At 71.6% G+C, this 25,457-nt stretch carries 18 protein-coding genes and 5 pseudogenes; 9 read left to right on the forward strand and 14 right to left on the reverse strand.

Translation table 11 applies throughout. The annotated features are described in order from the left end of the window. Window positions 1–65 precede the first annotated feature (65 nt). A complete protein-coding gene (gene ppdK, locus WJ438_RS27775) occupies window positions 66–2,813 on the forward strand; it encodes a pyruvate, phosphate dikinase (RefSeq protein ID WP_406727643.1) in 2,748 nt (915 codons plus the stop codon). A 149-nt stretch (window positions 2,814–2,962) separates the two neighbouring features. Here the strand turns inward: ppdK and WJ438_RS27780 are convergent, their stop codons facing one another. Both WJ438_RS27780 and WJ438_RS27785 read right to left on the reverse strand, forming a co-directional pair. Then, complete coding sequence (locus tag WJ438_RS27780) at window positions 2,963–3,418, reverse strand: LAETG motif-containing sortase-dependent surface protein (protein ID WP_406727644.1); 456 nt, start codon at window positions 3,416–3,418, stop codon at window positions 2,963–2,965. A gap of 210 nt (window positions 3,419–3,628) precedes the next feature. Then, window positions 3,629–4,786: an alkaline phosphatase PhoX gene (locus tag WJ438_RS27785; protein WP_406727645.1), complete on the reverse strand. Its 1,158-nt coding sequence runs from the start codon at window positions 4,784–4,786 to the stop codon at window positions 3,629–3,631. A 201-nt stretch (window positions 4,787–4,987) separates the two neighbouring features. On the opposite strand from WJ438_RS27785, the gene WJ438_RS27790 reads away from it, so the two are divergent. Further along, window positions 4,988–5,917, forward strand: coding sequence for an oxidoreductase (locus tag WJ438_RS27790; RefSeq protein WP_406727646.1), 930 nt, complete (start codon window positions 4,988–4,990; stop codon window positions 5,915–5,917). A gap of 4 nt (window positions 5,918–5,921) precedes the next feature. Here the strand turns inward: WJ438_RS27790 and WJ438_RS27795 are convergent, their stop codons facing one another. After that, complete coding sequence (locus WJ438_RS27795; protein WP_406727647.1) at window positions 5,922–6,869, reverse strand: SMP-30/gluconolactonase/LRE family protein; 948 nt, start codon at window positions 6,867–6,869, stop codon at window positions 5,922–5,924. A 193-nt stretch (window positions 6,870–7,062) separates the two neighbouring features. After that, window positions 7,063–7,193, reverse strand: a pseudogene (locus WJ438_RS27800) (nitrite reductase (NAD(P)H) small subunit); the annotation flags it as partial. Window positions 7,194–7,446: 253 nt separating this feature from the next. Here WJ438_RS27800 and WJ438_RS27805 point away from each other — a divergent pair. Further along, window positions 7,447–8,229, forward strand: a complete 783-nt coding sequence (locus WJ438_RS27805; RefSeq protein ID WP_406727648.1) for a sulfite exporter TauE/SafE family protein — start codon at window positions 7,447–7,449, stop codon at window positions 8,227–8,229. Window positions 8,230–8,324: 95 nt separating this feature from the next. Here the strand turns inward: WJ438_RS27805 and WJ438_RS27810 are convergent, their stop codons facing one another. The 7 genes and pseudogenes from WJ438_RS27810 to WJ438_RS27840 all read right to left on the reverse strand — a co-directional run bounded on the left by WJ438_RS27810 (window position 8,325) and on the right by WJ438_RS27840 (window position 12,536). Beyond that, the gene (locus WJ438_RS27810; RefSeq protein ID WP_406727649.1) at window positions 8,325–8,969 is read right to left on the reverse strand and encodes a class F sortase; all 645 of its coding nucleotides are present in this window, start codon (window positions 8,967–8,969) and stop codon (window positions 8,325–8,327) included. A 114-nt stretch (window positions 8,970–9,083) separates the two neighbouring features. Then, window positions 9,084–9,674, reverse strand: a complete 591-nt coding sequence (locus WJ438_RS27815) for a hypothetical protein (RefSeq protein ID WP_406727650.1) — start codon at window positions 9,672–9,674, stop codon at window positions 9,084–9,086. Between the two features lie 262 nt (window positions 9,675–9,936). Beyond that, a pseudogene (locus WJ438_RS27820) lies at window positions 9,937–10,446 on the reverse strand (molybdopterin oxidoreductase family protein); the annotation flags it as partial. Next, window positions 10,445–10,735, reverse strand: a pseudogene (locus WJ438_RS27825) (VOC family protein); the annotation flags it as partial. The pseudogenes WJ438_RS27820 and WJ438_RS27825, both read right to left, overlap by 2 nt. A gap of 117 nt (window positions 10,736–10,852) precedes the next feature. After that, window positions 10,853–11,296: an ankyrin repeat domain-containing protein gene (locus WJ438_RS27830; RefSeq protein WP_406727651.1), complete on the reverse strand. Its 444-nt coding sequence runs from the start codon at window positions 11,294–11,296 to the stop codon at window positions 10,853–10,855. Between the two features lie 301 nt (window positions 11,297–11,597). Beyond that, complete coding sequence (locus WJ438_RS27835; RefSeq protein ID WP_406727652.1) at window positions 11,598–11,813, reverse strand: hypothetical protein; 216 nt, start codon at window positions 11,811–11,813, stop codon at window positions 11,598–11,600. An 18-nt stretch (window positions 11,814–11,831) separates the two neighbouring features. Beyond that, a complete protein-coding gene (locus WJ438_RS27840) occupies window positions 11,832–12,536 on the reverse strand; it encodes a vancomycin high temperature exclusion protein (RefSeq protein WP_406727653.1) in 705 nt (234 codons plus the stop codon). A 715-nt stretch (window positions 12,537–13,251) separates the two neighbouring features. On the opposite strand from WJ438_RS27840, the pseudogene WJ438_RS27845 reads away from it, so the two are divergent. Continuing rightward, window positions 13,252–13,359: pseudogene (locus WJ438_RS27845) on the forward strand (LPXTG cell wall anchor domain-containing protein); the annotation flags it as partial. Between the two features lie 149 nt (window positions 13,360–13,508). Here WJ438_RS27845 and WJ438_RS27850 read toward each other — a convergent pair. After that, complete coding sequence (locus WJ438_RS27850) at window positions 13,509–14,375, reverse strand: class I SAM-dependent methyltransferase (protein ID WP_406727654.1); 867 nt, start codon at window positions 14,373–14,375, stop codon at window positions 13,509–13,511. A gap of 139 nt (window positions 14,376–14,514) precedes the next feature. Here WJ438_RS27850 and WJ438_RS27855 point away from each other — a divergent pair, with 139 nt between their 5' ends. The 5 genes from WJ438_RS27855 (at window position 14,515) to WJ438_RS27875 (ending at window position 21,672) form a co-directional block, all read left to right on the forward strand. After that, window positions 14,515–15,099: a TetR/AcrR family transcriptional regulator gene (locus tag WJ438_RS27855; RefSeq protein WP_406727655.1), complete on the forward strand. Its 585-nt coding sequence runs from the start codon at window positions 14,515–14,517 to the stop codon at window positions 15,097–15,099. Between the two features lie 437 nt (window positions 15,100–15,536). Further along, window positions 15,537–16,877 carry a deoxyguanosinetriphosphate triphosphohydrolase gene (locus WJ438_RS27860; protein WP_406727656.1) on the forward strand — a complete coding sequence of 447 codons (1,341 nt, stop codon included), beginning with the start codon at window positions 15,537–15,539 and terminating at the stop codon, window positions 16,875–16,877. Window positions 16,878–17,081: 204 nt separating this feature from the next. Then, window positions 17,082–18,347 (forward strand): NAD(P)/FAD-dependent oxidoreductase, encoded by a 1,266-nt coding sequence (locus tag WJ438_RS27865; RefSeq protein WP_406727657.1) that lies wholly within the window; start codon window positions 17,082–17,084, stop codon window positions 18,345–18,347. A 29-nt stretch (window positions 18,348–18,376) separates the two neighbouring features. Beyond that, window positions 18,377–20,305, forward strand: coding sequence for a DNA primase (gene dnaG / locus WJ438_RS27870; protein ID WP_406727658.1), 1,929 nt, complete (start codon window positions 18,377–18,379; stop codon window positions 20,303–20,305). 92 nt (window positions 20,306–20,397) lie between these two features. Then, window positions 20,398–21,672, forward strand: coding sequence for an RNA polymerase sigma factor (locus tag WJ438_RS27875; protein ID WP_406727659.1), 1,275 nt, complete (start codon window positions 20,398–20,400; stop codon window positions 21,670–21,672). Between the two features lie 59 nt (window positions 21,673–21,731). Here the strand turns inward: WJ438_RS27875 and WJ438_RS27880 are convergent. Next, window positions 21,732–23,658, reverse strand: a pseudogene (locus tag WJ438_RS27880) (ABC transporter ATP-binding protein). Continuing rightward, complete coding sequence (locus WJ438_RS27885) at window positions 23,658–25,391, reverse strand: ABC transporter ATP-binding protein (RefSeq protein WP_406727660.1); 1,734 nt, start codon at window positions 25,389–25,391, stop codon at window positions 23,658–23,660. Before WJ438_RS27885 ends, WJ438_RS27880 begins: the two are co-directional and overlap by 1 nt. Window positions 25,392–25,457: the final 66 nt, after the last annotated feature.

Genomic DNA, 25,457 nt, shown 5'->3' on the forward strand with positions numbered 1-25,457 from the left:
GCCTTTGATCTGGGTATGTTCCTGCTCGTCAGGGCAGCCACCGCGTCCTCGAGGAGTCGAGACCCGTGTCGGAAAACAAAGATCTCCATGGAGCCCAGCAGGGCGGGAGCGTTGAGGGCGTGAAGTTCGTCTACGACTTCACCGAGGGCAACAAGGACCTCAAGGACCTGCTCGGTGGTAAGGGTGCGAACCTCGCCGAGATGACCAATCTGGGACTTCCCGTCCCTCCCGGCTTCACCATCACCACGGAGGCCTGCAAGGTCTACCTGGAGAGCGGCGCGGAGCCGGCGGCACTGCGTGACGAGGTGAGTGCGCACCTCGACGCCCTCGAAGCGGCGATGGGCAAGAAGCTCGGCCAGCCCGACAACCCCCTCCTGGTGTCGGTCCGCTCCGGGGCCAAGTTCTCCATGCCCGGCATGATGGACACCGTCCTGAACATCGGCCTCTCCGACAAGTCCGTACAGGGCCTGGCCAAGCAGGCCGGCGACGACCGCTTCGCCTGGGACTCCTACCGGCGGCTCATCCAGATGTTCGGCAAGACCGTCCTCGGTGTCGACGGCGACCTCTTCGAGGACGCGCTGGAGGCGGCGAAGACGGCCAAGAAGGTCACGGTCGACACCGAACTGGAGGCCGCCGACCTCAAGAAGCTGGTCACCAAGTTCAAGAAGATCGTCAAGACCGAGGCCGGCCGCGACTTCCCGCAGGACCCGCGCGAGCAGATGGACCTCGCCATCCACGCGGTCTTCGACTCCTGGAACACCGACCGGGCCAAGCTCTACCGCCGCCAGGAGCGCATCCCGCACGACCTGGGCACGGCGGTCAACGTCTGCTCCATGGTCTTCGGCAACCTCGGCCCCGACTCCGGCACCGGCGTCGCCTTCACCCGCGACCCCGCCTCCGGCCACCAGGGCGTCTACGGCGACTACCTGCAGAACGCGCAGGGCGAGGACGTGGTCGCGGGCATCCGCAACACCGTGCCGCTCGCCGAGCTGGAGCGGATCGACAAGAAGTCGTACGACCAGCTGATGCAGATCATGGAGACGCTGGAGAACCACTACAAGGATCTCTGCGACATCGAGTTCACCATCGAGCGCGGCCAGCTGTGGATGCTCCAGACCCGCGTCGGCAAGCGCACCGCGGGCGCGGCCTTCCGGATCGCCACCCAGCTCGTCGACCAGGGGCTGATCGACGAGGCCGAGGCGCTCACCCGCGTCACCGGCGCCCAGCTCGCCCAGCTGATGTTCCCGCGCTTCGACGAGGACGCGAAGGTCGAGCGGGTCGGGCGCGGCATCGCGGCCTCGCCGGGCGCGGCGGTCGGCAAGGCGGTCTTCGACTCGTACACGGCCGTCAAGTGGTCCCGCTCCGGCGAGAAGGTCATCCTGGTCCGCCGCGAGACCAACCCCGACGACCTGGACGGCATGATCGCCGCCGAGGGCATCCTCACCTCCCGCGGCGGCAAGACCTCGCACGCCGCCGTCGTCGCGCGCGGCATGGGCAAGACCTGTGTGTGCGGCGCGGAGGAGCTGGAGGTCGACACCAAGCGCCGCCGGATGACCGTCCCCGGCGGGCACGTCGTCGAGGAAGGCGACCTGATCTCCATCGACGGCTCCACCGGCAAGGTCTACCTCGGTGAGGTACCCGTCGTCCCGTCCCCGGTCGTGGAGTACTTCGAGGGCCGGATGCACCCGGGCGCCGACGACGCCGACGAACTGGTCGAGGCGGTCCACCGGATGATGGCCTTCGCCGACCGCAAGCGCCGGCTGCGGGTGCGCGCCAACGCCGACAACGCCGAGGACGCGCTGCGCGCCCGCCGCTTCGGCGCCCAGGGCATCGGCCTGTGCCGTACGGAGCACATGTTCCTCGGCGACCGGCGTGAGCTGGTGGAGCGGCTGATCCTGGCCGACACCGAGGCCGAGCGCGAGGAGTGCCTCAAGGCGCTGCTGCCGCACCAGAGGCAGGACTTCGTCGAGCTGTTCGAGGGAATGGACGGCCTCCCGGTCACCGTCCGGCTCCTCGACCCGCCGCTGCACGAGTTCCTGCCCGACATCACCGAACTGTCGGTCCGCGTGGCCCTCGCCGAGTCCCGTCAGGAGCCGCACGAGAACGAGCTGCGGCTGCTCCAGGCCGTGCACCGGCTGCACGAGCAGAACCCGATGCTGGGCCTGCGCGGGGTCCGCCTCGGCCTGGTCATTCCCGGCCTGTTCACCATGCAGGTGCGGGCCATCGCCGAGGCGGCGGCCGAGCGCCGGGCGGCCAAGGGCGACCCGCGCGCCGAGATCATGATCCCGCTGGTCGGCACGGTCCAGGAGCTGGAGATCGTCCGCGAGGAGGCCGACCAGGTCATCGCGGAGGTCGAGGAGGCCAGCGGCACGAAGCTGAAGCTCGCCATCGGCACGATGATCGAGCTGCCGCGCGCCGCCCTGACCGCCGGCCAGATCGCCGAGGCCGCCGAGTTCTTCTCCTTCGGCACCAACGACCTCACCCAGACGGTGTGGGGCTTCAGCCGGGACGACGTGGAGGCCAGCTTCTTCACGGCCTACCTGGAGAAGGGCATCTTCGGCGTCTCCCCGTTCGAGACGATCGACCGGGACGGTGTCGGCTCCCTGGTGAAGCTCGCCGCCGAGGCCGGCCGCGCCACCCGCCCCGGCCTCAAGCTCGGCGTCTGCGGCGAGCACGGCGGCGACCCGGAGTCGGTCCACTTCTTCCACGAGGTCGGCCTGGACTACGTCTCCTGCTCCCCGTTCCGCATCCCCGTCGCCCGCCTGGAGGCCGGCCGCGCGGCGGTCACCTCGAACGGCAGCGACCACCGCTGAGCCCCGGCCCCCGGGGCGCACGAACCCCGGAGCCGTTGCCTGTCACCCGACCACCCTCACCGATCGGCAACGGCTCCGGACCACGAAAAGGAAACGGCGGCACCCGTGCGGGGGTGCCGCCGTTTCTCGCGTCCTCGGCCCGCTTCGGGTCAGTTCGTGCTGCGGTGCCTGCGGGCTGCGAGCAGGACGGCGCCGCCCGCGAGGACGACGGCCGCGCCGCCGGCCGCGAGGTACGGGGTCGCGCTGTCGCCGCCGGTTTCGGCGAGGTCGGTGCCGTTTCCCTTTTCGGTGGTGCCCTTGTCGCCGGCGTCGGAGCCGGTGCCGGTGGCGCCGTCGTCCGAGCCGCTGTCCTCGGCGGTGTCCCTGTCGCCGACGGGGACGAAGTCCGCGGGCGCGTTGTCGCAGCCGACGCCGTCGTTGTCGCGGTCCAGGTGCTTGCCGTAGTGCTCGCTGCCCGCCTGGATGTGGGAGTACCCGGCGTTGTACGCCTCGGTGCAGTTCTTGAACGGGTGGGTACCTTCGTGGGCCACGGCGGAGGTGGTCGGCAGAGCGGTCAGGGCGAGCGCGGCGACGGTCACGGCGGCGGATTTGTAGGACAGGTTCACAGGGAAGCTCCCCAGCTATGCGTGGATATCCGGCAGCTTGCCCCCGTCCGGGGCGGTCTGCCGGGTGTGAGCTGCCGACGGTATGGGAGGGACTGGGGGAGAGCGTGGAGATTTCGCGGACCCGTGATGTGAGCGTGACGTGACCGGGCGGTAGCTCTCCGCTCATGCGGGCGCGTTCTGTGCACCGCGCCCGCATGAGCGGGGGAGTGGTCAGGTGCGGAACGGGCCCTTCACTTCGTAGGTGATGCCGCCGGACGAACTGCCGCTCGTGCCGCGCTGGCTGGAGAAGTACAGGCGGGTGCCGTCCGGGGAGAAGGCCGGGCCGGTGATCTCCGAGCCGGACTGGCCGCTCACGCGGAGGAAGGGGGCCACGACGTCGTCGGGAGTGATGACGCAGATCTCCATGTTGCCGCCGTCCTCGGCCACGAACAGGTCGCCGGAGGAGGAACCGGTGACGTTGTCGACGCCGGTCAGGGGAGCGGAGCCGCCCGACACCAGGGAGTCGTCGTAGGCGAGTTCGATGGTCTGGGCGGCGGCGTTGTACTGCCAGACGCGGTTGTCGCCCTTGGTGGTGAACCAGCAGGTGTCGTTCGCGTAGTGGCAGCCCTCGCCGCCGTTGAAGCGTTTGGCACCGGAGACCTGGTTGCGGGTCGCGGTGGCTCCCGAGGGGTCCGGGACCGTCGCCCAGCTCACCGGACCGCTCGTGCCGCTGCCCGCCACCAGTACCTCCAGTGTGCCGGAGGACAGGTCGCCCCACGTCGTCGGCCGGAAGCGGTAGAAGCAGCTGTCCGAGACGTCCTCGGTCAGGTAGATGACCCTGCGGACCGGGTCGGCGGCCGCCGCCTCGTGCTTGAAGCGGCCCATCGCGTCCCTGCGCACCGCCGCCTTCGTCCCCCACGGGTCGGTCTCGTAGACGTAGCCGCGGTCCACCTCCTCGCAGGACAGCCAGGTGTTCCACGGCGTGCTGCCGCCCGCGCAGTTCTGCCGGGTGCCGGACAGGATGCGGTACGCGCCCGTGAGGGCGCCGGTGGCCGAGAAACGTACCGCGCCCGCGCCGCCGGAGGGGTTGATCTCCGAGTTGGAGACGTAGATCCAGCCGCTGCCGTCCGCGTAACAGGCGCCGCCGTCCGGGGCGTTGTGCCAGGTGTACGAGGTGCCCGGGACCCGCTGGCCGGAACGGGCGATCACCCTGCTGGTGAACCCGGCCGGCAGTCTGATCCCGTTGGCGTCCGCCGCGCCGAGCGCGCCGTACGGGCCCGTGCCGGGCTGGGCGGGCGCCGCGTACGCGGCGCTGTGCCAGAGTGCGCCACCGAGGACCGCGCCGGTGCCGCCCATGGCGCTCGCACGAAGGAAGGTACGACGTTCCACTGCCGCTCCTAGGGGTGCCGTGAACCGTCCCGCCACCGGTCGGCGGCGGGGGCGTGCGGTGGGTACCCTAGGTAGATGAAATGAACATGCCATGTATGCAGTCGTACGGGAGCGTGATCGGCGGCTGCGCGGCGGGTGCTCGCCTCGTAGGCTGAACCCGGCGGTCGGTACGGGTGCGGCGGTGGCGGAGGGAGTTCGGTTATGTCCGGATGGAGCGCGAACGACATTCCCGGTCAGGGTGGGCGCCTCGCCGTCGTCACCGGGGCCAACAGCGGGCTCGGGTTTGTGGCGGCGCGTGAACTGGCTCGTGCGGGGGCGCGTGTGGTGCTCGCCTGCCGGAGTGAGGCGCGCGGCAGGGACGCCCTGGAACTCCTGCGCGCCGGCGTACCGGACGCCGAGGCGGAGGTGCGCCGCCTGGATCTCGGGGATCTGGCCTCCGTGCGGGAGTTCGCGACCGCCCTTCCGTACGAGCGGGTCGACCTGCTCCTCAACAACGCCGGGGTGATGGCGCTCCCCTACGGGACGACCGCGGACGGGTTTGAGACGCAGTTCGGGGTCAATCACCTGGGGCACTTCGCCCTCACCGGCCTGCTGCTGCCGACGCTGCTCGCCGCCCGGGGGGCGCGGGTCGTGACCGTGTCCAGCATGACGCACGTCATGGCCAACATTGATCCGCGCGACCCCAACAGCGAGCGGGGCTACCGGCGTTGGGTCGCCTACGCCCGCTCCAAGTCGGCCAACCTGCTGTTCACGCACGAGCTGGCCCGCAGGCTCATCCAGCACGGGAGTGACGTGGTGGCGGCTGCGGCCCATCCCGGGTACGCGGCCACCAACCTGCAGACCGCGGGGCCGCAGGCCGAGGGGCGGCGGCTCGCCGAGCGGATCATGCGGCTCGGCAACCGGGTCGTCGCCCAGCCCGCCGAGGCCGGCGCCCTGCCCGTGCTGTACGCCGCCACCGCCCCAGACGTCCGCCCCGACGCGTTCGTCGGACCGTCGTTCGCCATGTGGCGCGGGGCGCCCGCACCGTCCTGGCGGGCGCCCTGGACCCTCGACGACGCGATGGGGGAGCGGCTGTGGGCCGCCTCCGAGGAGCTGACGGGCGTCACCTACGACGCCCTCGGGACCCCGTGAGCTGCTACAGCGGCACCGCCACCGCCGTGAAGGTCGTCTCCGGTGTCTGCGGGCTGGTGAAGCGGGCGTTGACCAGGTACAGGCGGTCGCGGTAGCGGGCCGCGGTGGCGGGGACGTCGAAGCGCGGGTCGGTGATCGAACGGCGCAGGGTCGCGGTCGTCGCGCCGGCGTCGAGGTGGAACACGGTGACCACGTTCAGCCGGTTCTGGACGACGTACAGCGTGCGGCCGACGCGCAGCAGGCCGTCGCCGTTGACGGCGTCGTCCGCGCCGGACAGGGCGATCCTGGTGGCGCGTCCGGTGCGCAGGTCCACGCGGTACAGCTCGCCCGGGGTGCTCTTGACGACGATCGCGTCGCGGCCGTCGGGTGTGCTCACGATGCCGTTGGCGTTGATGACGTCGGGCAGTTGCTCCCAGTCGCCGCTCAGGGGGAGCGCCCGGACCGTGCCGCGCCGCCCGCGCGGGACGCCGTACAGCGCCGCGTCGTACGAGTCGGTGAACCAGGCGCGGTCCCCGAGCAGCACGACGTCGTTGATGAAGTGCCCGGTGGTGGCGGTGAGCTGGTGCGTCTTCCGCAGCTCGCCGGTACGGGCGTCGATGGTCCGCGCGGTGCCGCCCGAGCCGCCGGAGACGTACAGCAGGTCGTCGTGGTCCAGCTTCAGGCCGATGGCCGTGAGGCCGGGAGCGCCCTCGTGCAGCACCCCGCCCTTCCCGGTGCGCAGGTCGGTGCGGTAGATCGCGCCGTTGGCGCGGGAGCCCAGGTAGGCGTACGGCCTGCTGCCGATGGTGATCCCCTCGGGGAGCCAGCCGTCGGGCAGCGGGAACTCGGTCGGCCAGGCGGGCCCGTGACCGCCGGCCTGTGCCGTACCGGTGCCGACCGCCACCGTGAGCGTGGTGGCGACGGCACCGCCGAGCACGGCGCGCCGGGAGGGCTGGGGGTGTGTCCGAGTCATGGTCGGGCCTCCGTGACGGGTGGGGGCGGGCGCGGGACGAGTGGGTCGGGAGCGAGGAAACTCCGGGAATCCGGCGCACTGAGCAGAAAGATACGCATCCGGCAGGAACCCGACAGCCGCAGGACGCACCCCACAGCGCGCGGACCGCGCTCCTTCACGGCCCGCGCGCCCGGCCCCACCTGCCCTTATGCGCTCACGCGGCCTCGACCTCGTACGCCGTCACCCGAACGGCCCTGTCGTCCAGGCGCTGCCCCGATTCAGGTCGAAGCGCTGCTTCAGGAGCGGGGAGGCGACGCGGGGGCGACCCCGGTGGGTGCCGGTCACCACCACACGCTCGTTCGAGGTCATGCCCCTGAGTCTGCGGTGCGGGTGTCACCCGGCGGCATCCCCTCTGTTTCCCGCGCGGAACGCTGCCCTCAGCGGGGCGGGCGGTGGCTGTGAGGGGTCCGGGCGGTGGCTGTGAGGGGTCCGGGCGGGGAGATGAGGAGGGCCCTGGGCGGACATGTGAGGAGGTTCAACCTCAGGAAACGCTCATCTCGATGGACGGCACAACTATCCGGTCCATAGGGTCACGGCCATGCCCGACATCTCGCTGACCACCGTCGTTCTCCTCTGCCTCGCGGCGCTCGCCGCCGGCTGGATCGACGCCGTGGTCGGCGGCGGCGGACTGCTGCTCCTGCCGGCCCTGCTGCTGGGCCTGCCCGCCGGCACCCCGGCCGCGCACGCCCTCGGCACCAACAAGGCGGTCGCCATCGTCGGCACCACGGGCGCGGCGATCACCTACGCCCGCAAGGCCCCGGTGGACGTCCGTACCGCCGTACGCATCGGGCTCGCCGCCCTCGCCGGTTCGTCGGGCGGCGCCTTCCTCGCCGCCGGGATGAGCACCGAGGTCCTGAAACCGGTGATCATGGTGGTGCTGCTCGCCGTGGCCGCCTTCGTCATCCTCCGCCCGTCCTTCGGCACCGCGCCCGCACCGGGCCCGGTCTCGCGCCGCCGCGTCCTCGCGGCGATTGGCCTCGGCGGCCTGGGCATCGGCTTCTACGACGGTCTCATCGGCCCCGGCACCGGTACGTTCCTCGTCCTGGCGCTCACCGCCCTGCTCCACCTCGACCTCGTCACCGCCTCCGCCACCGCGAAGATCGTCAATTGCTGCACCAACGCGGGCGCGCTGGCGATGTTCGCCTGGCAGGGCGCGGTGCTGTGGCAACTGGCGGCCCTGATGGCCGTGTTCAACCTCGCGGGCGGTACCCTCGGCGCCCACACCGCCCTGAAGAAGGGCAGCGGCTTCGTCCGCGTCATCCTGCTGACGGTCGTCTTCGCCCTGGTGGCGAACATGGCGTACGAACAGTGGCTGGCGTGACGCCCGGCGCCTGACCTTCGGCGCCTGGCACCCGACGCCTCGTGCGGCTTGACTCGACCCGGACAACGACACCGCGGACCCGGGCCGGGCGAGCCTCAGCGGCTGCCCGTCAGGTGGGCGTAGACGACGACGTTGCCCTGGTAGCCGGTGGTGCGTGAGTAGCCGCCGCCGCAGGTGATGATCCGCAGTTCGGGCCGTTTCGCCGCGCCGTAGACCTTTTCGTCGGGGAAGGCCCTCGCGTCGTACACCTCGACGGCGTGCACCGTGAACACGGCGGTGCGGCCGTCCAGCCGGTCCACCTCGATGGTGCTGCCCTTGCGCAGGGCGCCCAGGGAGTAGAAGACGGCGGGGCCGTCGGCGTTGTCGACATGGCCCGCGACGATCGCGGTGCCCGTCTCGCCGGGCGTGGTGCCCGCCTCGTACCAGCCGGCCAGGTTCTTCCGCTCGGGCGGCGGCACGTCGAGGCTGCCGGTGCCGGTCAGTCTGAGGCCCGTCAACGGCGCGTCCACGTCGATCGCGGCGATGCGGACCCTGTCCGGCGGGGAGGGAGGCAGCACGGCGGAGCGGCCGGCGACGAGACCGGCGCGCCCGGAGTGGGCCTGGGCGGCGGACGGCTGGGGCGGGGCGTGCGTCCCGGCCACGTCGCGCAGCAGCCACAGCCCGCAGCACAGGGCGAACACGCTCACGAACACCATGGCCGTGCTGCTCGGCCCGCCGGCCCGGCTGAACCTGCTGCGCATCGCGGACTGACCTCTCCAGAGTCGGCCCCGTGCCCCCTCCGGGCCGCGAGGGGCGTCGGACCCGGAGGGGGAGGGGACACGCGGTACCGGTGGACGGGCAGCGGAGGGTGCCCGTCAGATCCCGTCGCCTCTCGCCCGGCGATGCAGGAGCCAGGTACCGCCCGCGGCGGCGACGGCGAGAGCCGCCACGCCGGCCGCGGTCTGTACGGGGTCGGGACCCAGAGCACCGCCGACCCCCGTCTTCACACTTCCGCGCGGATACACCTGCTGGGCCGCGGACGTCAGCGTGACCACCAGGTCGCCGGTCACCCGCTGCCCGCCGGCGGCGCATTTCGCGACGATCTCGTACGTCCCCGGCTGCGCGCCCGGCGGCACCCGGAAATGGCCGATCGAGTCCCGCTCGTGCGCGCTCGGCGCCATGGTGAAACGGCCGGCGCCCACGGCGGTGGCGTCGCCCGCGACCGTGTCGCGGTCCCCGCACGCCGCGGTGTTCACCGTCACCTGCGCGCCGGCCACGACCGAGGACGGGTACACCTCCAGGTTCCCGGACGCCGTGCCGTGAGTGCGCCCCGCCGGGGCGGCGTCCGCATCCCCGGCGTGCACGGCGGGAGCGACGAGCAGCCCCGCGGCGGCCAAGGCGAGCGTGGGGCCGCTCAGACCGGCCACACCAGGCAGACAGGTCAGCAACCAGGCGATACCTCGCATCGATGCTCCCTCGGGCTCACGCAGGGGCCACGCCCGCGGCACCCCCATGTGCCGCCGTCAGTCGCGTCCCTGCCTGTCCGAGGTAAGTGCCACCGGGCACGGCGCGCTTCCTGAAGGACAGTCAGGAATGGGATGAACGGGTGTCGGGCCCGCCCGGCCGGGGCCTGCCCGCATCCTGTTTCAGCAGGTCACCGACGTACGACGGCCCCGTCGGGGAAAGAAGCCGAAGGGCGCGCCGCGCGGCTGTGAACGGGTGACTCACTCACCTTGCCCCCGCTCCCCGCCCGCCGCCGCGGTCGGCGGACAGGCCTTGCGGCGCCACCGCCTCCACCCGTACCGCGCACACCTTGAACTCCGGCATTCCTGAGGTCGGGTCCAGGGCGGGGTGGGTGAGGGTGTTGGCGCGGTCCTCGCCGGCCCAGTGGAACGGCAGGAACACGGTGTCGGGGCGGATCGCGGTGGTGATCCGCGCCGGTGCCACGGCCCGGCCCCGCCGGGACACCAGGGCCAGCGGATCACCCTCGGCGGCGCCGAGCCGCTCCGCGAGGCGTGGGTGCGGTTCCACGAACGGGCCGGGCGCGGCGGCGTTCAGCTCGTCGACGCGTCGGGTCTGCGCGCCGGACTGGTACTGCGCCCCGACCCGCCCGGTGGTCAGCAGCACGGGATACCCGTCGTCGGGCTCCCCGGCGCTCGCACGGTGCGAAACGGGTGTGAACCGGGCCCGCCCGTCCTCGGTGGCGAACCGGTCGAGGAAGAGCCGGGGCGGTTCAGGCGCCGAGGCCGAGCAGCCTGGCCACCTCGTCCTCGGTACTGCGGTCGATCGGGCTGACGTCGAGGTGGAGCCGGTTCTTCACGGTCCTGCCTTCGGGCACCCGGGTGAACAGCAGGGTGGGCGGCATCTGGCGGACCAGGACCTCCTCGACGGTCGGCTCCCAGGAGCCGATCTCGACCTTGCCCTCGCTCCGGTCGATCACCCTGAAGTCCAGGACCGCGCACCAGAAGGCCGCGAGCCGCTCCGGATCGTGGCAGTCGACGGCCAACTCGGTGAACCTACTGGTCATGACTCCCCCAGACAGTGCGGGCGGGGGCTCAGCCTATGGGGTCGCGCCGTCCGTCCGGCAAGTCCGGGATCGCTGCGGCCCCGGGCGTGTATCGAAAGCGGGTCACGGGACCTGGCACTACGAGATGGGTGATGCGGCTCGGTTGTGTGGTCGGGCACCTGCCGCGAGAAGCATGGCGATCGTTTCGGGGTAGGGCCCGGTCATCGCCCATTCCAGCGGGGAACGGCCCATGCCGTGGTCTTCGCGGAGATCGGGGTCGGCGCCGTGGGCGAGGAGTGCACGCACCGTCTCGGTATGGCCCCAGCAGGCGGCCGCGCACAGGGGTGTGCCTTCCGCGCCGCGTCCGCTCTCGGTGTCGGGCAAGGCCCCGGCTGCCAGCAGACACCGGACGTTGTCGGTGGCTCCGTTGACCGATGCCGCGTAGAGAGGCGTGGTGCCCTCGCCGTCGCTTGCCTCTGGGTGGGCCCCGGCCCGCAGCAGAGCGTTGACATCGGTGCTGTCGCCGAACGTCGCCGCCTCGACGAGACGCTTTGACAGTTTCTTCTGCCGTCGTCTGTTCACGATCGCTCAGGTTAGCCACGAGGTGAGCGAAGCCTCTGGTCGCAGGCACTCGTTGAGGGCTGCAACCAGGACGGTCGTCTCGTAGCGGACAGCGAGTGCGTCGTGTCTCGCGGCAACGGCGCGGTGCCTCGACCGAGGTTGCCGCCTCTCAGGAGATCCGCGACCTCTACTCGGCCCGCACCCCGTGGACAAGCCGAGGCTCCGGCGGCGTCTCGGCATGCTGGCCCCGAGCGGGATGCGGCGGGTGGAGGAGGGCGTGCGCGTGATCCCGGGGCCGGCGGAGGCACCGCCCGCCTTCCCATCACGTCGCGCCCTTTGACCCGTCGACATCCGTGGTACCGAGGATCCGGGAGTGCGCCTTCGCCAACTCCTCCTCGGCGAAGGACCCGTACTCCTCCTGAGGGCGCAGCAGGTCGGCGCCGAACAACTGGTGCCGCAGCTGACGCGCCACCGCTTCGGCGACCTGCTCCGTCGGGAGCGTCACCGTGATCCGCGTCGTGTGCCATGGCGCCGGCATGCCGTGAGACGCGCGCTGTCAGTCCGCGGTTTCCGGGGCGCGGATGTCCGCCAGGGCCCGCTCCACCCCGGGCTCCTCCGGCCCGAGGAACCGGGGGTCCGGGCGGAACGCGGCGTCCGCCGCCGCCTTGCCCGCGGCGAGGATCTCCCGAACGCCCCCGTAGTACCAGGTGATGTCGTGCCGGTCGTCGACGCCCACGCCGTACGAGGAGACACCGGCAGCCTGGCACAGGGTGACCGCGCGCCGGATGTGGAAACCCTGGCTGATCAGCACGGCCCGGTCCACGCCGAAGATCTTCTTCGCGCGGACGCAGGAGTCCCAGGTGTCGAAGCCCGCGTAGTCGCTGACGATGCGCGCGTCGGGCACACCGTGCCGGGTCAGATAGGCGCGCATCGCGTCCGGCTCGTCGTACTCCTCACGGCTGTTGTCGCCGGTGACCAGGACCACCTCGATCCGGCCCGCCCGGTACAACTCGGCCGCCGCGTCCAGCCGGCGTGCGAGATACGGCGACGGCTCCCCGCCCCACAGGCCCGCGCCGAAGACCACGGCGACGTGGGTGCGGGGCACGTCGGCGGTGGTGCGCAGGCGGACGTCCGCCGCCAGGTGCATCCACGTCGCCGGCAGCAGCGCCAGGACGCACGCCACCATCCCCGCCTGCACCAGCCGCCGCTGCCCGGTACGGGTGCGCGGCAGACGCGGTCGGCGAACGGTGAAACGGCGCATCGGACGGCCCCTCCCGGGTCGGCTCTCGACCGTCAGAGACGCCCCGGCGAGCCCGTTGGTTCACTTCGCGCCCTGTGACCAGCTTCACTCGGCCCGACGGAACTCCAGGTCACGCCACCTCGCACCCACCCAGGGCCTCGCCGTGAACCGCTGGAAAACCCCCGTGACGTCCGCGCAACGGCCAGGCAACGTGCCGCCTCCACCCTCGGGGCATGACGGCGCCCAGTAACCCCGCCGGCAGGACCCCCCTCAAGGGGGTACTCCGACCGCCAGCGCTGGTTCGCGCCCGACTGCCAGACCGGAGGCACCCGGACCCTGGCCGCCTCCGCGTCCACCTGCGGCACCCGCGGACCGGCCAACCAACGGGCCCTCAGCTCCGGCCGCACGCTGGACGAGGCCAAGCGGTTCCAGGCCGAAGCCCGTCGCCTGGACATCCGCGGCACCCTGCCCAGGGGCGGCCCCGGCGGCATCGACTTCACCACCCTCGAACTGCGCTACGTCGGCGGCCTGGCCGAGGGCGAGGGCATGCAGTACAGCATGCGCGCCGACCAGATGCCCGACCCGGACAACGACACCGACCGGCAAGCCCGACCCGACCCCGACCGGCAAGCCCACCGACGACCCGGGCAAGCCGGACCCGACGCCGTCGGGGAGCCCGGACCCCGGGCCGACCGGGGACACGCCGGATTCCCCGGGCGGCGACCTCGCCCACACCGGATCCGACACGCCTGTCGGCCTGCTCGTCGCCGTCGCCGCGGCGCTGGCAGCCGCGGGCGGTGGCCTGGTGTGGTGGATGCGACGCCGTAGGACCGCGGCCGAGTAGCCGGCCCGGCCCGTACCGCACGACGCCCCCGCCGGACGATCGGCACTGTTGGCGAATCCGGCCCGCCGGGTTCTCCATGGTGTTCGTGGGGATCAGTGCCCGCACACAGGGACGACCCAGCCGAGACCCGAGAACACGCACCCGCCGCTCTAGAGCCTGTCCGATGGGTCGGCCGGGCGATCTGCCGTGACCAGCCACGACGTGCTGCGCAGCCGGACCGTGCCGTCCGCCGCCTCGTGGTCGCGCAGATGTTCCGTCAGGGTGCGGCGGGCGCGGGCCCGTGCAGCCGCGTCGGCCTGCTCCATCAGGTGGCGACCGGGGCCCGTTCCCAGCAGGAACTCCGCCGCGTCCTCGGCTCCGCGTCCCCATGCCCCGTACACCTGCGCCTGGGTGATGGTGATGCCGGTGAATCCAGCCGCGGTGAGGACGTCACGGATGCAGTCCGGGGCGGCCAGGGAGAACATTCCGGGCAGCCCCGACCTCCCGAAGTCGCCGACCGGCAGGAAGTCGCGCAGTGACGCCACCGCCGCCACCCAGCCGTTGAGCATGGCATCGGCCGGGCAGACGAACGCCAGGCGCCCACCGGGTTGCAGTGCCCGGCCGACGTTGCCGAAGGCCGCTACGGGGTCGGCGAAGAACATCACCCCGTAGCGGCTGATCGCCGCGTCGAACGCGCCAGGCTCGAAGGGGTACACCTGCGCGTCGCCTTGCGTGAAGGAGACGTTGGTGATGCCGTCCTTCTCCGCGCGGGCCCGCGCCTCAGCCAGCATGGGGCCGGACAGGTCGAGGCCCAGCGCGCTCCCTTGGGGCGCCCGGAGCGCGGCGAGGTGCGTGGTCTGCCCGGAGCCGCAGCCGAGGTCGAGGGTCCGATGAGCCGCGGTTATTGCAGCGGCTTCGAGCAGCGGCTCGTTGAAACCCTCGTTCACGGCGTTCCAGCGGTCCTGGTTGCGTGCCCAGTGGGCGCCTTCGGGGCCGTTCCATGCCTTTGCCTGCTCGGTGTTGACGACGTCTGACACGGGAGCCTCCTGAGGTGGAACGACGGAGAATGGGCGTGCGCCCAAACTGTATGGGCGTGTGCCCAAATAGACAATCCCCCCTATCATTCGAGGAGTTGTGCCCCTTGTGGGCGATGGCGGCAGAACGGAAGAGAGGCCCATGTCACCGCGCGGAGTGGCGACGCCGGACGTGCGCGAGCGGCTGTTCGCGGCCGCGGAGCATGTCGTGGAAAGGGACGGCCCCGGCGCGCTCACCAGCCGGTCCGTCACCACCGAGGCGGGCTGTGCCAAGGGGCTGTTGCACGCGCACTTCGCAGGGTTCGACGCGTTCGTGGCCGAGCTCTGCCTCGACCGGTTCGCGCGGACGGCGGCGAAGGCGCAGGCGCTGTCGGTGCTCGCCGGGCAGGGCACGGTGGCGCGGAACCTCGACGCTGTCGTCCTCGCGCTGTTCGACTCAGGCGGCCCCTCCCTGTCGGGCCTGGCCATGACTCGCCCTGCCGCCGCGCTGCACATCCGCGCGGCCCTGCGAGGCGGGGCACCGGGCTTCACCGCAATCCAGGAGGCCATCACCGGCTATCTGAAGGCCGAGCAGGGGCTCGGCAGGGTGGGGGAGACCGTCGACCCGCGCACCATGGCTCTCGCGATCGTAGGTACCGCCCACCACCTTCTGATGACCAGCTGGCCCGGCACGCCTGACCCACGGTCCGCCATGACGCGCCTGGTGGCCTCGTTGGTGGACGGCTAGGGACTGTCCGGCGAGTCAGGAATCGACTCAGCAGGCCGGAGGGCTGCCACGTGTGATGTTCGAGTGCGGGCCTTTGGGGTGTCGTTCCACCCTGCGTCAAGGCGGTGAAAGTTCATGGCAGTGGCCGATACAGCCCGGCGAAGTCCGCGTCCGAGAACAGCCCACCCGACTCGTCACGGATCCGCGTCGCCAAACTGCCCTTCGGGAACGCAGCCCGTGTCACCCGGGCCGTCTCCGCTGGAACCCCGTCGATCCTCTTGGCGCGCAACGACACCGACACCCTCCCCGAACACCACGTCGGCCTTCACGACCACAACGGGTCGTGAAGGCCGACGTCACGTTCAGCCCCCGGATTCGCCCACAGTGTCGACGATCCGGCGGGGGCGTCGCCGTGCGGGCGCGCCCCGGCTGTCACCGCCTACCCGTAGTGTCGAGGCATGGCAGGCACCAGCACCCCCGCCCCCACCGGCCCGGCGTCGCAGGAGTACGAGAACCACGTCCCGCCCCCCGGCTACGCCCCGGCGTCGGTCGCCCGCTGGGCCGCGGAGCCCGACAAACGTCCCGGGCGTACCGCCTTCCAGCGCGACCGCGCACGCGTGCTGCACTCGGCGGCCCTGCGCCGCCTGGCCGGCAAGACCCAGGTCGTCACCCCCGGAGCGGCCAGCCCGGTCTGGGACGCCAGTCCCCGCACCCGCCTCACCCACTCCCTCGAGTGCGCCCAGGTGGGCCGGGAGCTCGGTGCCGCCCTCGGCTGCGACCCGGACCTGGTGGAGGCCGCCTGCCTCTCCCACGACCTGGGCCACCCGCCCTTCGGCCACAACGGCGAACAGGCGCTGAACGAGTTCGCCGAGGACTGCGGCGGCTTCGAGGGCAACGCCCAGTCGCTCCGCCTCCTCACCCGCATCGAACCCAAACGTTTCGTCCCCGACCCCGTCTCCGGCGACCTCACCAGCGTCGGTCTCAACCTCACCCGCGCCACCCTCGACGCCGCCACCAAGTACCCCTGGCCCCGAGAGGGCCACCCCACCGACCCGGCCTCCCCGAAGTTCGGCGTCTACGAGGACGACCGCCCCGTCTTCGACTGGATCCGCGAGGGCGCCCCCGAGGGCCGCGTCTGCTTCGAGGCCCAGGTCATGGACTGGGCCGACGACGTGGCCTACTCGGTGCACGACGTGGAGGACGGTCTGCACGCCGGCCACATCGACCCCAACTGCCTGCACGCCGAGCCCGAGCGGCAGGCGGTCTTCGCCGTCGCCGTGGGCCGCTACGCCGACGCCGGCACCGACCCGGCGGAACTCGCCGGGGCGCTCGACCGGCTCCTCGCCCAGGAGTGGTGGCCGCACGGCTACGACGGCACAGCGGTCGCCCAGGCCCGCCTCAAGGACGCCACCAGCCAGCTCATCGGCCGTTTCTGCCTCGCCGCCGAGGGCGCCACCCGGCAGAGGTTCGGCAGTGGCCGTCTCACCCGCTACGGAGCCGCACTCGTCGTCCCCAGGGACACCCGTATGGAGTGCGCCGTCCTCAAGGCGGTCGCCGACCGGTACGTCATGCAGCGCGCCGAGCAGGAACTGCTCCGCGCCGACCAGCGGATCGTCGTCGTCGAACTGGCCGAGGCGCTCACCGCCCGCGCCCCCGAGGGCCTGGACCCGCAGTTCCGCACACTGCTCGCGCAGGCCCCGGACGACCGCGCGCGCAAACGGGTGATCGTCGACCAGATCGCGTCCCTCACCGACGCCTCGGCCCGCTCGCTTCACACCCGTCTGACGGGGCAGGGATGAGGAAGAACCCGAACAAACCGAGCAGCCGCAACACCCGAGGCCGGTGGGGCACGGGTGGCGCGTGCTCGCCCGAAGGTGACCGTCCGTGGCCTGATCGGGTCACTCCCCCTTCCCGCATCACCCTGTGTGCGGGACGCTCACAGGTGGCGGCACCGACAGTGTTTTCTGGGGGGACACCCCCAGACCCCCTGCAGGAGGCATCAAGTGGTCGACGCGGATCAGACATTCGTCATCGTCGGAGGCGGCCTGGCCGGCGCGAAGGCGGCCGAGACGCTGCGAGCGGAGGGATTCACCGGCCGAGTACTGCTGATCTGTGACGAACGGGACCACCCGTACGAGCGGCCGCCCCTGTCCAAGGGCTACCTCCTCGGCAAGGAGGAACGCGACAGCGTCTTCGTGCACGAGCCCGCCTGGTACGCGCACCACGACGTCGAGCTGCACCTCGGCCAGACCGTCGACGCCGTCGACCGAGCCGCGAAGACCGTCCGCTTCGGCGAGGACGGCACCACCGTCCGCTACGACAAACTGCTGCTGGCGAACGGTGCCGAGCCCCGCCGCCTGGACATCCCGGGCACGGATCTCGCCGGCGTCCACCACCTGCGCCGCCTCGCGCACGCCGAACGCCTCAAGGGCGTCCTGACCTCCCTCGGCCGTGACAACGGCCACCTGGTGATCGCCGGCGCGGGCTGGATCGGCCTGGAGGTCGCGGCGGCGGCCCGCGAGTACGGCGCGGAGGTCACCGTCGTGCACCGGGGGGAGACCCCGCTGCACTCGGTCCTCGGCCCGGAACTCGGCCAGCTCTTCGCCGACCTGCACCACGAGCACGGCGTCCGCTTCCACTTCGGCGCCACCCTCACCGAGATCCTCGGACAGGACGGCATGGTCCTCGCCGCCCGCACCGACGACGGCGAGGAGCACCCGGCGCACGCGGTCCTCGCGGCGATCGGCGCGGCCCCGCGCACCGGCCTCGCCCGGGCGGCGGGCCTGGAGATCGCCGACCGCGCGGACGGCGGCGGCGTCCAGGTCGACGAGCGGCTGCGCACCTCCGACCCGCACATCCACGCGGCCGGTGACGTCGCTTCCTTCCCGCACGCCCTGTTCGGCACCCGGCTGCGCGTCGAGCACTGGGCCAACGCCCTCAACGGCGGTCCGGCCGCGGCCCGCGCGATGCTCGGCCGGGAGGAGACGTACGACAGGGTGCCGTACTTCTTCAGCGACCAGTACGACCTGGGGATGGAGTACTCCGGCTGGGCGCCCCCGGGCTCCTACGACCAGGTCGTGATCCGGGGCGACTCGGGCAAGCGGGAGTTCATCGCGTTCTGGGTGAAGGAGGGCAGGGTGCTGGCCGGGATGAACGTCAACGTGTGGGACGTCACGGACCCGATCCAGCGGCTGATCCGCTCCGGAACTCCGGTGGACACGGACTCCCTGGCCGACCCGCACGTCCCGCTGGAAAGCCTCGCAGCCTGACTGCCGGCGGACCACCGTAGACTTCGGGCGTGGCTGGACGGATCAACGACGAGGACGTGAAGGCGGTACGGGACGCGGTCCCGATCGACGCCGTGGTGTCCGAGTACCTCCAGCTGCGCGGCGCCGGCGGCGGCAACCTCAAGGGCCTGTGCCCGTTCCACGACGAGAAGTCGCCTTCCTTCCAGGTGAGCCCGAGCAAGGGACTCTTCCACTGCTTCGGCTGCCAGGAGGGCGGCGACACCCTCACGTTCGTGATGAAGATCGACCACCTCTCCTTCTCCGAGGCGGTCGAGCGCCTCGCCGCCCAGGCCGGCATCACCCTGCGCTACGAGGAGGGCGGGTACAACCCGGCCCACCAGCGCGGTGAGCGCATCCGCCTGGTCGAGGCCCACCGGATCGCCGCCGACTGGTACGTGGAGCAGCTCGCGACCTCCCCCGAGGCGGACACCGGTCGCACCTTCCTCGCCGAGCGGGGCTTCGACCAGGAGGCCGCCCGGCACTTCTCCGTCGGCTACAGCCCCCAGGGCTGGGACCACCTCACCCGCTTCCTGCGCGGCAAGGGCTTCACCGACAAGGAGCTGCTGCTCTCCGGCCTCTCCCAGGAGGGCCGCCGCGGCCCCATCGACCGCTTCCGCGGCCGGCTGATGTGGCCCATCCGCGACATCGGCGGCGAGGTCGTCGGCTTCGGCGCCCGCAAGCTGTACGAGGCGGACAACGGCCCCAAGTACCTCAACACCCCCGACACGGCGATCTACAAGAAGTCCCAGGTGCTGTACGGCATCGACCTGGCGAAGAAGGACATCGCGAAGTCGTCCCGCGCGGTCGTCGTCGAGGGCTACACCGACGTCATGGCCTGCCACCTCGCCGGTGTCACCACCGCCATCGCGACCTGCGGCACCGCCTTCGGCAACGACCACATCAAGATCCTGCGCCGGCTGCTGATGGACAACGGCTCGGCCCGGGTGATCTTCACCTTCGACGGTGACGCGGCCGGCCAGAAGGCGGCCCTGCGCGCCTTCGAGGACGACCAGAAGTTCGCCGCCGAGACGTACATCGCCATCGCGCCCGACGGCATGGACCCCTGCGACCTGCGCCTCGCCAAGGGCGACGACGCGGTCGCCGACCTGGCCGAACCCCGCACCCCGCTCTTCGAGTTCGCGCTCCGCCACATCGTGAGCCGCTACGACCTGGACACCCCGGCCGGCCGCGCCGCCGCCCTCGACGAGGCCGCCCCGATCGTGGCCCGCATCAAGAACAGCGGCGCCCAGCACGAGGTCGCCGTCCAGCTCGCCGGGATGCTCGGCATCCTCGACACCCAGTTCGTGGTCAAGCGGGTGGCGCAGCTCGCCCGCTGGGCCCGCGACCGCGGCGGCAAGGGCCCCGCCCCCGACCGGCAGCAGCGCGGCGGCGGCCCGCAGCAGTACGCCGCCGGCCCGGCACCCGTACACTCGCGGGGTCCCGCCCTCAACCTCCGCAACCCCGTCTTCGCCACCGAACGGGAACTGCTCAAGCTCGCCCTCCAGCACCCCGGGCTGGTCTCTCCCGCCTTCGACGCCTACGGCGTCGACGAGTTCACCGCCCCGGTCTACGCGGCGGTGCGCCAGGCCGTCCTGGAGGCGGGCGGCGCGGAGTACGGCATCCAGGACCCGCAGGAGTACCTGATCCGGGTCCGCGACGCCGCCCCCGACGACACCGTCCGTGCCATGGTCACCGAACTCGCCGTCGAGGCGATCATGCTGCACCGGGGCGTCAAGGAGGTCGACGAGAACTACGCGGGCGCCCAGCTGGTCACCGTCCGCCGCCGCGCCGTCGAGCGCCACATCCGCGAGATCACCGGCCGGCTGACCCGCCTCTCCTCCCAGGGCGACCCCGCCGAACTGGCCTCCGTGCAGAACGAACTGTGGGTCCTCCAGCAGTACGACCAGGCCTTGCGCGAACACGGCGCGGCGGCCCTGTAGACGGGCCGTAACCGCCGGGTCACCGAGCGGACGCAAAAAGTCATCGCACGCCCCTCGTGGGGACGATGTGTCGTACCCCACACTGGGGTGCGGTGCCCGAGCCCTCGGAGCGCGGCCGATCCGTCCCCGACGGGTCCCGGGCCCCCGCGGGCCCGCTCCCCGTGTACGGGACGGACAGCGGTGAGGCCGCCGACTCCGCTCCCGAAGTACCGCTGCCGCCCTCCCCGGCAGCGATCATCCTGGAGGTCGCCCCCGTGCAGACCCAGATCCAGACCCCCACCCAGACCGACACGAGTACGGCCGGCGCGCAGCCGGAGGCGGACGTCCTCGTGGCCATGCCCGCGCAGAGCCGGGCCGCCCACCACCCCGAGGCGGAGCGCGAAACGCCGTCCGCGGCGCTCGGGCCGGCCGAGCACGTCGAGTCGGCCCCGCCGCCGGCGCGCGCCGAGGGCGGCAGCCCCTCCTCGGACCTGTTCCGCCAGTACCTGCGGGAGATCGGCCGCATCCCCCTGCTCACCGCGGCCGAGGAGGTCGAACTCGCCCGCCGCGTCGAGGCCGGGCTGTTCGCCGAGGAGAAGCTGCGCCGCGCCCCCGACCTGGACAGCAGGCTCGCCCTCGACCTGGACCGGCTCGTCGTCATGGGCCGGGTGGCCAAGCGGCGGCTGATCGAGGCCAATCTGCGGCTCGTCGTCTCCGTCGCCAAACGGTACGTGGGTCGCGGGCTGACCATGCTGGACCTGGTGCAGGAGGGCAACCTCGGCCTGATCCGGGCCGTGGAGAAGTTCGACTACGCGCGCGGCTACAAGTTCTCCACCTACGCCACCTGGTGGATCCGCCAGGCCATGTCCCGCGCGCTGGCCGACCAGGCCCGCACCATCCGCGTCCCCGTGCACGTCGTCGAACTCATCAACCGCGTCGTCCGCGTCCAGCGCCGCATGCTGCAGGAACGCGGCTACGAACCGACCGCGGCCGAGGTCGCCGACCACCTCGACCTGGCCCCCGAGCGGGTCGGCGAGGTGCTGCGGCTCGCCCAGGAACCCGTCTCCCTGCACGCCCCGGTGGGCGAGGAGGACGACGTGGCCCTCGGCGACCTCATCGAGGACGGCGACGCCGCGAGCCCCGTCGAGTCGGCCGCGTTCCTGCTGCTCAGGGAGCACCTGGAGGCCGTCCTGTCGACGCTGGGAGAGCGGGAGCGCAAGGTCGTCCAGCTCCGCTACGGCCTCGTCGACGGCCGCCCCCGCACCCTGGAGGAGATAGGCCGCATCTTCGGCGTCACCCGCGAACGCATACGCCAGATCGAGTCCAGGACGCTGAACAAGCTCCGCGACCACGCCTTCGCCGATCAGCTGCGCGGTTACCTGGACTGACTTTTCTCGCCCCCGCCGCCCCTTCCCGTCCCGACCTGGAGGTCCGGGGGCGAAGAAACCTAGTCCACCTCCACCACCGCCTGCGCGAACTGGGCCTTGTACAGCCGCGCGTACGCCCCGTCCGCCGCCAGCAGCTCCCCGTGGGCGCCCTGTTCGACGATCGAGCCGTTCTCCATGACGAGGATCGTGTCCGCGTCCCGGATCGTGGAGAGCCGGTGCGCGATGACGAACGACGTACGCCCGTGCGCCAGTTTGGCCATCGCCTTCTGGATCAGCACCTCGGTACGCGTGTCCACGGAACTCGTCGCCTCGTCCAGCACCAGGATCACCGGGTCGGACAGGAACGCCCGCGCGATGGTGATGAGCTGCTTCTCACCGGCGCTGACCCCGGCGCCCTCGTCGTTCGAGCACCGTGTCGTACCCGTCGGGCAGGGTACGGACGAACCGGTCGGCGTGGGCCGCCCGCGCCGCCTCCTCGATCTCGCCGCGGGTGACCTCGCGCGCGGCCCCGTAGGCGATGTTCTCCGCGATGGTGCCGCCGAACAGCCAGGTGTCCTGGAGCACCATGCCGATCCCGGCACGCAGTTCGTCCCGGGGCATGCGGGCGATGTCGACGCCGTCGAGCGTGATGCGCCCGCCGGACACCTCGTAGAACCGCATCAGCAGGTTGACCAGCGTCGTCTTTCCGGCGCCGGTCGGGCCGACGATGGCCACCGTGTGCCCCGGATCGACCGTGAGCGACAGGTCCTCGATCAGCGGCTTCTCGGGGTCGTACCGGAACGACACGTGCTCCAGCGCCACCCGCCCGCGCAGCTCGGCCGGCCTCTCGGCCGGCGAGACGTCGGCCGACTGCTCGTCGGCGTCGAGCAGTTCGAAGACCCGCTCGGCCGACGCGACACCCGACTGCACCAGGTTCGCCATCGAGGCGACCTGCGTCAGCGGCATCGAGAACTGCCGCGAGTACTGGATGAACGCCTGCACGTCACCGATGGACAGCGAACCCGACGCGACCCGCAGCCCGCCGACGACCGCCACCAGCACGTAGTTGAGGTTCGACACGAAGAGCATCAGCGGCTGCATGACGCCGCTGTTGAACTGCGCCTTGAAACCGGCCTCGTACAACGCCTCGTTCTGCTCGGCGAACTGCTTCGCCGACTCCTCCTGCCGCCCGAACACCTTCACCAGGGTGTGCCCGGTGTACATCTCCTCGATGTGCGCGTTGAGCGTTCCGGTCGTACGCCACTGCTGCACGAAGTGCGGCTGCGACCGCTTGCCCACGCGGGTGGCGACCACGAACGACAGCGGCACGGTGATCAGCGCGACCAGCGCCAGGATCCAGGAGACGTAGAACATCATCGCCAGCACACCGACGATGGTCAGCAGCGAGTTGATCAGCTGGCCCATCGTCTGCTGGAGGGTCTGCCCGAGGTTGTCGATGTCGTTGGTCGCCCGGCTCAGCACCTCACCGCGCTGCCGCTTGTCGAAGTACGACAGCGGCAGCCGCGACAGCTTCGCCTGCACGTCCTCGCGCATCCGGTACATGGTGCGGTTCACGGCCCCGTTCACCAGCCGCGTCGCCACCGCCATCAGCAGACCGGCGACCCCGAACACCGCCAGCGCGAGCCCGAGGACGCTGCCCACGGCCGTGAAGTCGATGCCCTCGCCCGGGGTGAAGTCGGTGCCGCGGAGCATGTCGGCGACCTCGCCCTCGCCGCGCTCCCGCATCGCGTCGAGCACCTGCTCCTTGGTGGCCCCGGCCGGCATGTCCCGTCCGACGACGCCCTCGAAGACCAGGTCGGTCGCCCGGCCGAGGATCTTCGGCCCGACCACGCTGAGGCCCACGCTCAGCACCGTGCAGGCCAGCAGCACGCAGAGGGTCAGACGTTCCGGCTTGAACCGGGCGAGGAGCCGTCTGCCCGACTCCTTGAAGTTCAGCGACTGCTGATCGGGGCCGCCCCCGGCCATCATCCGCGCCGCTCCCGCCATCAGGCGGCCTCCGCTTCCGTCAGCTGGGAGAGCACGATCTCCCGGTAGGTCTCGTTGTCCGCCATCAGTTCGTGATGCCGGCCGGTGCCGGCGACCCGGCCCTCGTCCAGGACCACGATCCGGTCGGCGTCCCGGATGGTCGCCACCCGCTGGGCGACGATCACCACCGTCGCCTCGGCGGTCTCCTCGGTCAGCGCCGCGCGCAGGGCCGCGTCGGTGGCGTAGTCGAGTGCGGAGAAGGAGTCGTCGAAGAGGTAGATCTCCGGGCGCTGCACCAGCGTCCGCGCGATCGCGAGGCGCTGGCGCTGACCACCGGACACATTGGTCCCGCCCTGCGCGATCGGCGCGTCGAGTCCGCCCTCCAGCCGCTCGACGAACTCCTTGGCCTGCGCCACCTCCAGAGCGTGCCACAGCTCCGCGTCGGTGGCGTCCGGATTGCCGTACCGCAGGTTGGTCGCCACCGTCCCCGCGAACAGGTACGGCTTCTGCGGCACCATCCCCACCGTCCTCGCCAGCAGTGCCGGGTCGAGGTCCGCGACGGGCACGCCGTCCACGAGCACCTCACCCTCGGTCGCGTCGAACAGCCGGGGGACCAGCCCGAGCAGCGTGGACTTGCCGCTGCCGGTCGAACCGATGACGGCGGTGACCTCACCGGGGCGGGCCACCAGGTCGACCGACTTCAGCACCGGCTCCTCGGCACCCGGGTAGGAGAAGCCGCCGCCCCGGATCTCCAGATGGCCGTGCCGGCGCAGCTCGGTGACGGGCTCGGCGGGCGGCACCACACTCGAGGAGGTGTCCAGCACCTCGTGGACGCGCTCCGCGCACACCTCGGCCCGCGGCACCATCATGAACATGAAGGTGGCCATCATCACCGACATGACGATCTGCATCAGATAGGCGAGGAACGCGGTCAGATCACCGATCTGCATCCCGCCGCTGTCGATCCGCTGCGCACCGAACCACACCACCGCGATCGACGACAGGTTCACCACCGTCATCACCACGGGGAACATCAGCGCCAGCAGATTGCCGACGCCCAGCGACACCCCGGTCAGCTCGGCGTTGGCCTTCCGGAACCGCCGCTGCTCGTACTCGTCCCGGACGAACGCCCGGATCACCCGGTTGCCGGTGATCTGCTCACGCAGCACCCGGTTCACCGTGTCGAGCCGCTCCTGCATGGCCCGGAACAGTGGACGCAGCCGCCGCACGATCAGCGTCACGCAGATCCCCAGCACCGGCACCACCGCCACCAGCACGCCGGACAGCGGGGCGTCCAGACCGAGCGCCATCACGATGCCGCCCACACACATGATCGGCGCCGACACCATCAGGGTGAACGACATCAGCACCAGCATCTGCACCTGCTGGACGTCGTTCGTCGTACGGGTGATCAGTGAGGGCGCGCCGAAGTGGCCGAGCTCACGCGCGGAGAACGACTGCACCCGGTCGAACACGGCACCCCGCACATCCCGTCCCAGCGCCGCGGCGGTCCGGGCGCCGTAGTACACGGCACCGATGTTGCACACGACCTGCGTCAGCGAGATGCCGATCATCAGGGTGCCGGCGGACAGGATGTAGCCGGAGTCCCCCTTGACGACGCCGTCGTCGATGATGTCGGCGTTGAGGGTGGGCAGGTAGAGCGTGGCGCAGGTCTGCAGGAACTGCAGCAGCACAAGGAGGACGATGGGTCTCTTGTACGGCCTGAGGAAGGTCCGTAGAAGTCGTATGAGCACGCTGAGTCTCTCGGGTGGTCGGCGGGAGCGGTTGGTTGCCACTGGCCCCTATCCTCGGCCACCCCA

The sequence above is a fragment of the Streptomyces sp. GD-15H genome (assembly GCF_045291515.1).
Lineage (GTDB): Bacteria > Actinomycetota > Actinomycetes > Streptomycetales > Streptomycetaceae > Streptomyces.

Bases quoted from the DNA above. Each gene is read 5' to 3' on its own strand.
- WJ438_RS27860 (WP_406727656.1), top strand. From the start codon at position 15,537: ATGGCAGGCACCAGCACCCCCGCCCCCACCGGCCCGGCGTCGCAGGAG.
- WJ438_RS27855 (WP_406727655.1), top strand. From the start codon at position 14,515: ATGTCACCGCGCGGAGTGGCGACGCCGGACGTGCGCGAGCGGCTGTTC.
- WJ438_RS27815 (WP_406727650.1), bottom strand. From the start codon at position 9,674: ATGCGAGGTATCGCCTGGTTGCTGACCTGTCTGCCTGGTGTGGCCGGT.
- WJ438_RS27790 (WP_406727646.1), top strand. From the start codon at position 4,988: ATGTCCGGATGGAGCGCGAACGACATTCCCGGTCAGGGTGGGCGCCTC.
- WJ438_RS27805 (WP_406727648.1), top strand. From the start codon at position 7,447: ATGCCCGACATCTCGCTGACCACCGTCGTTCTCCTCTGCCTCGCGGCG.
- WJ438_RS27810 (WP_406727649.1), bottom strand. From the start codon at position 8,969: ATGCGCAGCAGGTTCAGCCGGGCCGGCGGGCCGAGCAGCACGGCCATG.
- WJ438_RS27795 (WP_406727647.1), bottom strand. From the start codon at position 6,869: ATGACTCGGACACACCCCCAGCCCTCCCGGCGCGCCGTGCTCGGCGGT.
- WJ438_RS27840 (WP_406727653.1), bottom strand. From the start codon at position 12,536: ATGCGCCGTTTCACCGTTCGCCGACCGCGTCTGCCGCGCACCCGTACC.
- WJ438_RS27835 (WP_406727652.1), bottom strand. From the start codon at position 11,813: ATGCCGGCGCCATGGCACACGACGCGGATCACGGTGACGCTCCCGACG.